10 protein-coding genes are annotated in these 12,547 nt (G+C 30.0%); 5 read left to right on the top strand and 5 right to left on the bottom strand.

Going from position 1 to position 12,547, the window contains the following annotated elements:
* Nucleotides 1-16 precede the first annotated feature (16 nt).
* The gene (uvrC, locus tag ACRDDE_RS09920) at nt 17-1,828 is read left to right on the top strand and encodes an excinuclease ABC subunit UvrC (RefSeq protein ID WP_438627093.1); all 1,812 of its coding nucleotides are present in this window, start codon (nt 17-19) and stop codon (nt 1,826-1,828) included.
* A 25-nt stretch (nt 1,829-1,853) separates the two neighbouring features.
* Nucleotides 1,854-2,801 carry an HPr(Ser) kinase/phosphatase gene (hprK, locus tag ACRDDE_RS09925; RefSeq protein WP_438627094.1) on the top strand — a complete coding sequence of 316 codons (948 nt, stop codon included), beginning with the start codon at nt 1,854-1,856 and terminating at the stop codon, nt 2,799-2,801.
* 55 nt (nt 2,802-2,856) lie between these two features.
* Here hprK and ACRDDE_RS09930 read toward each other — a convergent pair whose 3' ends face one another.
* The 5 genes from ACRDDE_RS09930 to ACRDDE_RS09950 all read right to left on the bottom strand — a co-directional run bounded on the left by ACRDDE_RS09930 (nt 2,857) and on the right by ACRDDE_RS09950 (nt 9,651).
* Nucleotides 2,857-4,629, bottom strand: a complete 1,773-nt coding sequence (locus tag ACRDDE_RS09930; RefSeq protein ID WP_438627095.1) for an NADH-dependent [FeFe] hydrogenase, group A6 — start codon at nt 4,627-4,629, stop codon at nt 2,857-2,859.
* A gap of 12 nt (nt 4,630-4,641) precedes the next feature.
* Entirely contained in the window at nt 4,642-6,516 is a 1,875-nt protein-coding gene (locus ACRDDE_RS09935; protein ID WP_438627096.1) for an NADH-ubiquinone oxidoreductase-F iron-sulfur binding region domain-containing protein, read from the bottom strand.
* Between the two features lie 19 nt (nt 6,517-6,535).
* A complete protein-coding gene (locus ACRDDE_RS09940) occupies nt 6,536-7,033 on the bottom strand; it encodes an NADH-quinone oxidoreductase subunit NuoE family protein (protein ID WP_438627097.1) in 498 nt (165 codons plus the stop codon).
* A gap of 190 nt (nt 7,034-7,223) precedes the next feature.
* Nucleotides 7,224-8,690, bottom strand: a complete 1,467-nt coding sequence (cls, locus tag ACRDDE_RS09945; RefSeq protein ID WP_438627123.1) for a cardiolipin synthase — start codon at nt 8,688-8,690, stop codon at nt 7,224-7,226.
* 118 nt (nt 8,691-8,808) lie between these two features.
* Nucleotides 8,809-9,651: a formate/nitrite transporter family protein gene (locus ACRDDE_RS09950; RefSeq protein WP_438627098.1), complete on the bottom strand. Its 843-nt coding sequence runs from the start codon at nt 9,649-9,651 to the stop codon at nt 8,809-8,811.
* Between the two features lie 321 nt (nt 9,652-9,972).
* On the opposite strand from ACRDDE_RS09950, the gene ACRDDE_RS09955 reads away from it, so the two are divergent.
* From ACRDDE_RS09955 to ACRDDE_RS09965, 3 genes are all read left to right on the top strand, one after another.
* Nucleotides 9,973-10,740: a formate/nitrite transporter family protein gene (locus ACRDDE_RS09955; RefSeq protein ID WP_438627099.1), complete on the top strand. Its 768-nt coding sequence runs from the start codon at nt 9,973-9,975 to the stop codon at nt 10,738-10,740.
* 172 nt (nt 10,741-10,912) lie between these two features.
* Nucleotides 10,913-11,827, top strand: a complete 915-nt coding sequence (murB, locus tag ACRDDE_RS09960; protein WP_438627100.1) for a UDP-N-acetylmuramate dehydrogenase — start codon at nt 10,913-10,915, stop codon at nt 11,825-11,827.
* A 4-nt stretch (nt 11,828-11,831) separates the two neighbouring features.
* The gene (locus ACRDDE_RS09965; RefSeq protein WP_438627101.1) at nt 11,832-12,545 is read left to right on the top strand and encodes a PHP domain-containing protein; all 714 of its coding nucleotides are present in this window, start codon (nt 11,832-11,834) and stop codon (nt 12,543-12,545) included.
* Nucleotides 12,546-12,547 lie beyond the last annotated feature (2 nt).

The following is a 12,547-nucleotide window of genomic DNA, read 5'->3' on the forward strand; positions in this document are numbered from 1 at the left end:
AAGCCGAGGTGAAATAATGTTTGATATACAAGAACAGTTAAAAAAGCTTCCAGCAGAACCTGGGGTTTATTTAATGAAAAATGAAAATGATAAGATTATATATGTTGGAAAAGCTATATCTCTTAAAAATAGAGTAAGACAATACTTCCAATCTTCTAAAAATCATACATCAAAAGTAAAATCAATGGTAAAAAACATTGCCGAATTTGAATATATAATAACTGATTCAGAATTAGAAGCGTTAATTTTAGAATGTAACTTAATAAAGCAATACAGACCTAAGTACAATGTGCTTCTTAGAGATGATAAGACATACCCGTATATAAAAGTAACTGTAAATGAAGATTATCCAAGAGTTTTAAAAGTAAGAAAGGTTTTAAAGGATAAGGCTAAATATTTTGGACCATATACAAATATAACTGCTGTAAATGATACTCTTGAGATAATAAGAAATACTTATCCTATAAGAACATGTAATATAGATATAGAAAAAGCAATAGCAAATAAAGTTCGCCCATGTTTAAATAAACATATTAAAAAATGTATAGGACCATGCACAGGTGAAGTAAGTAAAGAAGAATACAGTAAAATGATAGAGGAAGTCATTTTATTTTTATCTGGAAAAGAAGAAAGATTAATAGAAATTTTAAAAGAAAAGATGAATAAATGTGCAATGGATTTTAATTTTGAAGATGCAGCAATTTATAGAGATAAAATTAGAAGTTTAGAAGATATGGTTCAAAAACAAAAAATAGACTCAGGAACTTCAGATTTAAATCAAGATATAATCGCTATGGCTAGAGCACATGACGAAGCTTGTGTACAAGTATTTTTTATAAGAAATGGAAAAATAGTTGGCAGAGAACACTTTATTTTAGAAGGTGTTATGGATAGTTGTCGTAAATCTATTTTATCATCTTTTGTTAAACAGTTTTATATATCTCAAGATTATATACCTAAAGAAATTATAATAGAAGATGAGATAGAAGATAGTTTTGTTTTAGAAGAATGGCTGACAGATAAAAAAGGTCAAAAGGTAAATATAAAGGTTCCTCAGAAGGGGGACAAGAAGAACTTGATAGAAATGGTTAGAAAAAATGCCATTGAATATCTAGAAAAGTTCTCAAATTTAAATAAATTAAAGTATCAAAAGAGTATAGGTGCTCTTGAAGAACTTAAGAATATTTTAGGATTAAAAGATATACCAAAGCGAATAGAATCATTTGATATATCCAATATACAAGGGGTAGATTCTATTGGATCAATGGTTGTATTTACAGATGGGAAAAAGGATAAAAAAGAGTATAGAAGATATAAAATAAAAACAGTTGAAGGGCCAAACGATTATGACTCTATGGCAGAGATAGTAGAAAGAAGGATAAAGTATGAAAACTTTCCAGATTTGATACTATTAGATGGAGGAAAAGGCCAAGTAAGCTCAGTTAAAAAAGTTTTAGATAGATATGGTGTCAATATTCCTCTATGGGGAATGTATAAAGACGATAAACATAGAACAAAAGGGTTAATTTCCCAGGAAAAAGAAATAGAACTCGATAAAACATCTAATTTGTATAGATTTGTAGCAAGCATACAAGAAGAGGTTCACAACTATGCTATTTCATATCATAGAAGCTTAAGGAATAAATCTTTGACAAAATCAGTGTTAGATGATATACAAGGAATAGGAGAAAAAAGAAAAAAAGCACTATTGAGTCACTTTAAAAGCATAGAAGAAATAAAAGTTGCTAGTTTCGAAGATTTATTAGAAGTAGAGGGAATGAATAAGTCTTCATCAGAAAGTGTATTTAGATTTTTTAACAACAAATAACTTTTATAAAGGAGTAAATTATACAATGGAAATGGATAATGAGAGAAGTGAAAAGTCAGTTTCAATTAGGCAATTAATAAAAGATTTGGATTTAGAAGTAATAAATTTACCGGATGATGTAGAATATTATGTTCACTATCAAGATATACACAGACCAGGGTTACAGTTTGCAGGTTACTTTGAACACTTTACTTATGATAGAATCCAAATAGTAGGAAGAACAGAGTATACTTATTTTAGTCATATGGATAAGAATGTGAGAAGGTCAGTTCTAGATAAATTTTTTAGTTATGAAGTTCCAGCTTTAATAGTTTCTAGGGGATTAACAGTAAAAGATGATGTTATAGAAATGGCTAAAAAACATAATAGAGTAGTTTTAGCAACAAAACGTAATACTACAAGATTAATAAATAAATTATCTAATTACCTAGACTCAAAATTATCTCCTACAACTACTATACATGGAGTTTTAGTGGATGTATTTGGAGTTGGAGTGTTAATAAGAGGGGAAAGTAGTGTTGGTAAATCAGAGACAGCTTTAGAACTTGTTCAAAGAGGACATAGATTAATAGCAGATGATGCAGTAGAAATAACTAAAGTTGATGAAAATATACTTATGGGACAAGCTCCAGAAGTATTAAGACACTTCATGGAAATAAGAGGGATAGGTATAATAGATGTAAGAAGTATGTATGGAATAGGTGCTGTCAAAGATTCTAAGGTTATAGATTTGGTTATAAGATTAGAATCTTGGAATGATAAGACTTATTATGATAGATTAGGATTAGATAAAGAGTATGAGGAAATATTAGGAATAGATGTAGAAAAACTAATAGTTCCAGTTAAACCAGGAAGAAATACAGCTATGATTTTAGAGGTTGCGGCTATGAACTTTAGACAAAAGCGCATGGGATATGATGCAGCAAAAGAGTTTACAAAGAAGTTAGCGACTTTAATAGATAAAAATAAATAAGGTGTGACGATTTGTCACACCTTATTTATTTTTATGTTTAATATAAGCAAACTTACTATTCAGTAGCTTTAGCTAGTTTTTCATCACATTCGAAAAAATTACTTTTATCGAAGTAGTGAGTATGAAGATATTTATGAGCTAAATCACCACATGGATTACCTAAAAATTCATCATATAGTGTATTTACTGCAGGATTTTTATGTGATTTACGGATTTCTTTGTTAGAATCTATATTATATAATCCTTCAGATCTTGACTTAACTATAGAGTAATCTCCACGGTGATAAGGTTGACCTGCTCCTGCTATACATCCTCCAGGACAAGCCATTATTTCTATTATGTGATATTTAGAATTACCAGATTTGACATCATCCATTATTTTTTTTGCATTTCCTAAACTACTAGCAGCACAAACATTTATTATTGAGTCTCCAATAGTAATACTAGTCTCTTTTATTCCATCAAGACCTCTAACAGATTTAAAATCTAAACTTTCTAGTTCTTGACCAGTAACCCATTCATAAGATGTACGAAGAGCAGCTTCTAATACTCCGCCTGTAGTACCAAATATATCGGCTGCACCTGTAGATTCGCCCATTGGATTATCAAAATTTTCATCATCTAAATTTAAAAAATCTATTCCAGATTCTTTTATCATTTTAGCAAGTTCTCTAGTAGTGATAGATACATCAACGTCTAGAATACCATCATTTCCTAATTCATTTCTAGAAACTTCATATTTTTTTGCAATGCAAGGCATAACAGAAACTACAGTTATATCTTTAGCAGATATATTTATTTTAGAAGTAAAGTAGTTTTTAGCTATAGCTCCAAACATGTTTTGAGGAGACTTACAGCTAGAAGCTAAATTTAAACATTCAGGATAATGGTGTTCTAAATAATTTATCCAAGCAGGGCAGCAGCTTGTTAGAATTGGTAAATTTTTATTTTCCTTTAATCTATTTATAAATTCAGAAGCTTCTTCAAGTATAGTTATATCAGCTGCAAAATTTGTATCAAATACATATTTAAAACCTAATAACTTAAGGGCAGAAACCATCTTTCCAGTAGTTATAGTACCTGGAGCAAGCCCAAATTCTTCCCCTAAAGCAACTCTTACAGCTGGTGCAACTTGAACCACTGTTGTCTTTTTAGGGTTATTAATTTCATCCCAAACTAAATTTATATTATTAACTTCAGATAAGGCCCCTGTAGGACAGACAGCAACACATTGACCGCAGAAAGAACAGTTAGTTTTAGCCATATCTTCATTGAAGAATGTAGATACCATAGTTTCAAATCCGCGATTAACTCCTGATAAAACCCCTACCTTTTGTATTTCACTACACATAGTTTCACATCTTCTGCAAAGTATACACTTATCATGGTTTTTAACTATGGACTTACTAGAATTATCAATTCCTAAATTAGTTTTTTCGCCTTGATAAGTTATATTTCTTACGCCTAAGTCATGAGCAATAGTTTGAAGTTCACAATTTCCATTTTTATCGCAAACCAAACAATCTTGAGGATGGTCTGATAATAAAAGTTCAACTACAGTTCTTCTTGCATTTAAAGCACGAGGAGTATTAGTTTGAACCTCCATACCTTCCTTAACATTAGTAGCACAAGCAGGCACTAGACCTCTTTTAGTATCAACCATACATACACGGCAAGAAGCGCATTTATTATGCATGTTTATTTCATCCATATGAAGATGGCATAATGTTGGAATTTTTATATTTAATTTTTTAGCAGCATCAAGTATTGTAGTTTCGTTCTCAACAGATATATTTTTGCCATTTATAGTTAAATTAACTAGACTCATCGATTATCCCCCTTATCTCTTAATTATTGCATTAAATTTACAGTTGTCCATGCAAGCTCCACATTTCAAACATTTTGATACATCTATTTCATGCTTTTCTTTAACTGAACCAGATATACATCCAGCAGGGCAAACTTTAGAACATTTTGTACACCCTATACATGAATCAGTTATAACAAAGTTTAATAGTGCTTGGCATTTGCCAGAAGGACATTTTTTATCAATAACATGAGATTTATATTCATCATAGAAATAGTTAAGAGTACTTAGAACTGGGTTAGGAGCAGATTTTCCTAATCCACATAAAGATGTACTTACTATAGTTTTAGATAAATTTTCTAAATCTATTAAATCTTGTTCCGTACCTTTTCCATCTGTTATTTTTGTTAATATTTCAAGCAGTCTCTTATTACCTATACGACAAGGTGTACATTTACCGCAAGATTCTTCAACTGTAAATCCTAAGAAGAACTTAGCCATATCAACCATACAGTCAGTATCATCTAAAATTAGCATACCACCTGAACCCATCATAGACCCCAGATTACTTAAATTATCAAAATCTATAGGAGTATCTAAATAATCAGAAGGAATACATCCTCCAGATGGACCGCCTGTAAGCACTGCTTTAAACTTTCGACCATCCGGTATACCACCGCCTATATTATATATTACATCTCTTAGAGTTGTACCCATTGGAATTTCAACAAGTCCTACATTATTTATCTTTCCTCCAAGAGCAAAAACTTTAGTTCCAGAAGATTTTTCAGTTCCTATATTTTTATACCAATTACCGCCATTGCTTAAAATAGGAGGTATATTAGCAAAAGTCTCAACGTTATTTGCACAAGTTGGAACATCCCAAAGCCCTTTTTTAGTTGAGCTATAAGTTTTCATTCTAGGTTCTCCACGATTACCTTCTATTGATCTCATTAATGCTGTACCTTCGCCGCAGACGAATGCACCAGCTCCGTATTTAAGTTCTATATTAAAGTTAAAATCAGTTCCTAATATATTATTACCAAGAAGTCCTAAATTCTTAGCTTGAGATATAGCAAGTTGAAGTCTTTCTATAGCAAGAGGATATTCAGCTCTTATATAAATATAACCAGTATCTGAACCTACTGCATAACCACAAATAGCCATAGCCTCTAGAACTTTATGAGGATCTCCTTCTAATATAGATCTATCCATAAATGCACCAGGATCGCCTTCATCTGCATTACAAACAACATATTTTTGATCAGAAATAGATTTTCTAGTAGCTTCCCATTTTATTCCCGTTGGGAACCCTGCACCGCCTCTACCTCTAAGTCCTGAAACTTTTACTTCTTCTATAACTTGTTCAGGTGTTAACTCAGTTAGACATTTGCCAAGAGTTAGATAACCATTATTTGCTATATAATCTTCAACTTTTTCAGGATTTATGTATCCACAATTATGTAGAGCTATACGCATTTGTTGTTTATAAAAAGAAATATCCTCAGAAGCATGTACCTTTTTATTTTCTGAAGCTTCCAAATACAACAATCTATCTACTACATTACCTTTTACTAAGTGTTCTTGAACAATTTCTTTGGCATCATCAGCGTTAACTTTTACATAAAAAACGTTATCAGGATGAACCTTAATAATTGGACCTTGAGCACAAAAACCAAAACAACCTGTTAAAGATACACTTACAATATCTTCTAAGCCTGCATTTTTTATTTCGGCTTTCAAACTGTCGATTATAGGCATACTATTTGCAGCTCTACATCCTGTATCTCCGCAAACTAGTAATTCTTTTTTACTATTTTCTTGGATTGTATTATTTCTTAAAGATAAATTTGGCTTTAACTCATCGATTAGATCTCTTAACTCATTAAATGACTTTATTTTACTCATCTATTCCCTTCCCCCTTAATTAACAAGTAGCTTCTATTTGTTTATATTCAGCTATTATATCTTTTACTTGATCAACTTTAACTTGACCATAAACTTTTCCATTTACAACAACTACAGGAGCTAGGCCACAAGCTCCAACACATCTAAGACCTTCAAGAGAGAACATAAGGTCAGATGTAGTTTCCCCAGATTTAATCCCCAATTGTTTTTCAAATTCAGCAAGTATTTTGTCTGCACCTTTTACGAAACAAACCGTGCCTAGACAGACACTTATTTTATATTCACCTTTTTGTTCAGTAGTAAAGTAAGAGTAAAAACTTACAACACCATAAACTTTAGCTGGTGATACATCTAATTTTTTTGCAATATGAAGTTGCACTTCTTTTGGCAAATAACCAAATAGACCTTGTGCATGGTGTAAGACTTGAATTAGAGCCCCTTTTTTAGTAGGTAAAGAATCTATAAATTCATCTAATTCTTCAAACATATTGTTGTTACATTGAGAACATCTACACATACAGAACCTCCTTGATATTAAACTAAAGCTTTATTTTTATAATATATTAATATATTTGTCGTGATATACATATTATAGCGTATTTACTTAAAAGTTTTTACCAAATTTCTAAATTTTCAAAAAATAAAAAAATAACAAAAAATAAAATAAAAACACCTAAAATAATATATTTATTTTAGGTGTTTTTATCTTATAAAACAGGAGATAGAAGTCTTGATATAGATTCTTTGAACTGAATAACTCTAGATCTGTTATCGTACATTTCCTGAGTGACTTGTACGCATTTTTCTATATCGGTTTCAAATATACCCTTTTGTTTAATTGCAACATCAGAGCAATACATAAATGCATTGACTTCAAAATTAAGTTCAAAACTACGGATATCCATATTAGCGGTTCCTATAGAGCAAATTGAGTCATCTATAACCACTGTTTTTGAATGAAGAAAAGCATTCTTATCATAAGTATAAATCTTAGCTCCAAATTTTAAAAGTTCTCCAGCATAAGAATAGCTTGCCCAATATACAAATGGGTGATCTGGTTTAGATGGAATCATTATTCTTACATCTACACCTGATAAACATGCTATTTTTAGAGCATCAAGCAAAGAACTATTTAATATAAGGTATGGAGACTGGATATATAAATATTTTTTAGCTTTTTGAATCATTTTTAAGTATCCATATTTAATTTCGTCTATTTCTGATAAATCAGGACCACTATTAACTATTTGTATTCCTACATTGCCGTTATACGGATTAATATCATCATTTAAATATTTAGTAAAACTAATATCTTCATGAGTAGTATATCTCCAGTCCATCATAAATCTAAGATTTAAATCGTTTACTGCAGATCCTACTATTTTAGTATGTGTATCTCTCCAGTAACCAAATTTAGGATCTTTTCCTAAGTACTCATCCCCAACATTAAATCCACCGACAAACCCTACTTCGCCATCGATTACAACTATTTTACGGTGATTTCTAAAGTTTAAGTTGAAGTTTATTATCTTTAAAAATGAAGGGAAAAAAGCTCCTATTTTACCTCCAGCTTTTCTTAGCCTTTGAATTCCTTTTTCAGATAAAAGTCTACTTCCAACTGTATCATATAAAAGTCTAACCTCTACACCCTCAGAAAGTTTTTCAATAAGAATGTCTAAAATCTCATTTCCTATTCCATCGTCTTTAAAAATATAGAATTCAATATGAATATATTTTTTGGCTTTTTTTAATTGAGATTTTAGTTCATCAAAGAATTCGTAACCATCAGTATAGATTGAAACTTTATTGTTTGTAGTATATGGAGCGCTATTTAAGGTAGCTAAAGAGTAAATCATATCTCTATGTTCTACTATACTAGGTTCAAATTTCTCTGAGTATTGTAGGAAATCTGTAGATTCAATCATTCTGCTTTTTAACTTTTTATCTTCCTCTTTTTTTAATTTAAACATATTAACTTTATTCATTTTTCGACCAAACACTGTATATAAAACAAAACCTGCTGGAGGAACTATTGTTAAAATTAAAATCCAAGCAACTGAAGATTCTATGCTTCTTCTTTCTCTAAATATAATATTAAGAATAACTAAAAAGTTAATTATATATAAGGCTATAACTAAAAATTGATATGAAAAAATTGTGGATAAAATGATAATCCCCTCCTTAAATGCATTTTACGCAACTGGATAATTATATTCATTATAACAAAAAGACAAATATTTAACCATATAAAAACCCTCTTACGTATATAAGAGGGTTTAATAATATATAATATTAATTTTCACTTTTACTCATGAATAAGAAGTAGTAAGATCCTGCGATTATCATACCACCTATTATGTTACCTATAGTAACTGGTAGGAAGTTATGTAATAGAACATTTCCAAAGTTAAAGTTTGCAACATCAGCTAAAGTTTTATGAGCTGCTTCTAAATATGTTGGGTTTAATTTAACAATTAAACCAGCTAATAAATATCCCATATTAGCAACAACGTGTTCTACTCCGATACATACGAATACGAATATTCCTAACCAACCCATTATTACTTTTCCTGAAACAGACTTAGCTGCATATGAAGCCCAAACAGTAGCACAAACTAATAAGTTACACACTACACCTGAAGCTATAGCTGCAAAAAATTCTATGTTTGATTTACCAACAGCAGTTTTTATAACAACTCCACCGTATAAACCATTACTCCAGTCAAACACACCTGACTTAGCAACTAAAGCGGCAGCAAAAGCAGCACCTATTAAGTTTCCGATCCAAACTAAAGACCAGTTTTTAAAAGTTTGGCCCCAAGTTACTTTTTTCTTTAAAGCTGCTAGTGTTATAAGAATGTTACTTGTAAATAAGTCTCCACCTGCTATTAATATAAGTACTAGACCAGCAGGGAACATAAGTCCAGCAACCATTTTTCCTAATCCGTAAGTCGCTGGATTAGCTAATAAGTTATATGATGCAGCAATAGAACCTAAAGCTCCTAAAGCTATATACATTCCAGCTAAAAATGCAGAAACTAAAACTTTTTTAGTTGGAGTAGTCGCTTTTTTTATTCCTGCATGTAAAGTATATTCAGCAATTTCAGCAGGTGTAAGCATTTTTTTATCGCTCATTTAAAATTCCTCCTAATATAAAAAATATTATAATTAATTTAAAAATTTTATAAATACACAACTTTAACAATTATACAACAAATTAATTCTTTTGTATACAAAAAACGACATACAAAAAAATACAAAATTTAGGATATTAAATATTATTTTATTTAATTAAATTTAAAAATATTGAGAAAGTTTAGTCAAAGTCTTGGGTAGGCTATATTTTTACTATAATTAAAAATGAATTTTAAATTATAGTAATGTTTCTAATTATTTGTGAAATTAATTACAATAAGCTTCATATAATTAAATATATAAATTTTAGGGGGAGTTTTTATGGATAAAAGTTTTTTGACTCCAATAGAAATAGCGAATGCAACTGTAGAATCTGGGATAAAGAAATCAAAATTATCTACGAAAAAAAGTGTATTACTAGGTATTTTAGCAGGTTTATTTATTGGGTTAGGGGCATTAGGTAATATTTTAATTAGCCAGACCATAAAAGATCCAGGATTAGCAAAATTTGCAGGAGCAAGTATATTTCCAATAGGACTTATGTTAGTTGTAGTTTGTGGAGCTGAATTGTTTACAGGAAATAACCTTATGACAATGGCCGTTATGGATAAAAAAATAACAACGAAGGAAATGATTAGAAATTGGGTATTAGTATATATAGCAAATTTTATAGGGTCAATTATACTTGTAGCGTTTATTTATTTTAGTGATACTTTAGTTAAAGATGCAGCTATAAAGTCTATAAATATAGCACAAAGCAAAGCAACATTAGGATTTACAAGTGCTTTTTTAAAAGGAGTAATGTGCAATATTATTGTTGTTTTAGCTGTATGGTTTGCAACAGCAGGAAAAGATATAGTTTCTAAAATTTTTGCGTGTTGGTTTCCTATTATGTTATTTGTTTTATGTGGATTTGAACATAGTATAGCCAATATGTTTTTCATTCCTATGGGAATGGCATTAGGGGCTGATGTATCGATTTTACAATTAATCTTTAATTTAATAGCAGTTACGCTTGGTAATATAGTAGGAGGGGCTATAATAGTTCCATATATATATTATAATTGTTATTTAAAGAAGATTGATTAAACTTTAATAGCAAATAAAAAAACGTTGATAGTTATATCAACGTTTTTTAGTCTCAATTCAAGGTTTTTTGTATATTGTTATTTTGTTTTTAATACATTATTATAGTATATGGATAATTTTAATGTAAAGAAGAAATTAAATGAATAAAGAACACCAATTAGGAGGAAATATAATGAATAAGGAATTTATATATAAGCATTTATTAAATATATTAAATAAGGAAGATATACTTTTAGACGAACTAATGAAAAATCATATATCGTTTAAGGTAGGAGGACCAGCGGATTTTTTAGTAAAACCAAGAAATGAAGAACAACTAAAAAATGTAGTCTCTTTATTAAAGAAGGAAGAGATACCATATTTGATTGTCGGTAATGGATCAAACCTTTTAGTTAGAGATGGAGGAATAAGAGGTGTAGTTATAAAAATAGCTGACAATTTCAATGAGTTTAGAATAGAAGGAAACACTGTTTATGCACAATCAGGAGCATTACTTTCTTTTATGGGTAAAGCTATATTAAATGAAAGCCTTACAGGGTTTGAGTTTGCAGCAGGTATACCAGGAACTTTAGGTGGAGCTGTAGCTATGAATGCAGGAGCATATGGCGGAGAAATGAAAGACATAGTAAAAAGTGTTAAACTTATGGATTTTGAAGGAAATATTTTTGAATTAAGTAATGAAGAAATGCAGTTTTCTTACAGAAAGAGTATAATAAGTAAAAAGGAATATATTGTATTGTCTGCAATTATAGAGCTAAAAGAAGGCAACTTTGAAGAAATAAGAGAATCTATGAGAGAATTGACAAAAAGTAGAGTAACAAAACAACCTTTAAACCTGCCAAGCGCAGGAAGTACATTTAAAAGACCAGAAGGATATTTTGCAGCAAAACTAATAGAAGATAGCGGATTAAAAGGATTAACTTTAAGAGGGGCTCAAGTTTCAGAAAAACACTCTGGATTCGTAGTTAACTTAGGAAACGCAACAGCTAAAGATATACTAGATTTAATATATGTAGTTAAAAATATAGTGAATTCTAAATTTGGTATTATGCTAGAAGAGGAAGTTAAAATACTAGGAGATGAATAATAATATGAAAATAATAGCTGATTATCATACTCACACTGTATACAGTCATGGAAAAGGAAGCATTGAAGATAATGTAAAAGTGGCTATTGAAAAAAATATCGATAAGATAGGTATATCAGATCATGGGTATAAGCATATTGCATATGGAGTTAAATATGATAATATAGCGAAAATGAGAGAAGAAATAGACAAGCTTAATGAAAAGTATACTGAAATAGAAATACTTTTAGGAATGGAATGTAATATATTAGATGATAAAGGGAATATAGATGTAGATTATAAAATATCTAAAATGTTAGATTACACTATGGCTGGGTATCATTTTGGATCAATGCCTACATCTATAAAAAGTGCTCTTAACCATACATTTAATTATTTAAAAATTAAAGGGCCTTGCAAAGATTACAATACAAGAGCTGTAATAAATGCTATTGAAAATAATGATTTATTTATAGTTACTCACCCTGGAGATAAAGGGGATGTATATATTGACGAAGTGGCAAAGGCGGCTGCTAAACAAAATACTTTATTAGAAATAAATTCGCATCATGGCAACTTAAGTGTTGAACAAATAAACAAGGTGAAAAATACAGGTGTAGAGTTTGTTATAGGATCAGATGCACATACTCCAAATAACGTTGGTAATTTTGAAAAAGCCTTAGAAATTGCAAAAGAAGCAAACTTGGATTTTAACCTTATAAAAAACATTAAAATTTAAGA

The sequence above is a fragment of the Paraclostridium sp. genome, assembly GCF_051656405.1.
Classification (GTDB): domain Bacteria; phylum Bacillota; class Clostridia; order Peptostreptococcales; family Peptostreptococcaceae; genus Paraclostridium.

What these genes read in the sequence shown, in the direction of transcription:
- ACRDDE_RS09930 (WP_438627095.1), bottom strand. Translation starts at nt 4,629, where the DNA reads ATGAGTCTAGTTAATTTAACTATAAATGGCAAAAATATATCTGTTGAG.
- ACRDDE_RS09950 (WP_438627098.1), bottom strand. Translation starts at nt 9,651, where the DNA reads ATGAGCGATAAAAAAATGCTTACACCTGCTGAAATTGCTGAATATACT.
- uvrC (WP_438627093.1), top strand. Translation starts at nt 17, where the DNA reads ATGTTTGATATACAAGAACAGTTAAAAAAGCTTCCAGCAGAACCTGGG.
- ACRDDE_RS09935 (WP_438627096.1), bottom strand. Translation starts at nt 6,516, where the DNA reads ATGAGTAAAATAAAGTCATTTAATGAGTTAAGAGATCTAATCGATGAG.
- hprK (WP_438627094.1), top strand. Translation starts at nt 1,854, where the DNA reads ATGGAAATGGATAATGAGAGAAGTGAAAAGTCAGTTTCAATTAGGCAA.
- ACRDDE_RS09955 (WP_438627099.1), top strand. Translation starts at nt 9,973, where the DNA reads ATGGATAAAAGTTTTTTGACTCCAATAGAAATAGCGAATGCAACTGTA.
- ACRDDE_RS09965 (WP_438627101.1), top strand. Translation starts at nt 11,832, where the DNA reads ATGAAAATAATAGCTGATTATCATACTCACACTGTATACAGTCATGGA.
- murB (WP_438627100.1), top strand. Translation starts at nt 10,913, where the DNA reads ATGAATAAGGAATTTATATATAAGCATTTATTAAATATATTAAATAAG.
- ACRDDE_RS09940 (WP_438627097.1), bottom strand. Translation starts at nt 7,033, where the DNA reads ATGTGTAGATGTTCTCAATGTAACAACAATATGTTTGAAGAATTAGAT.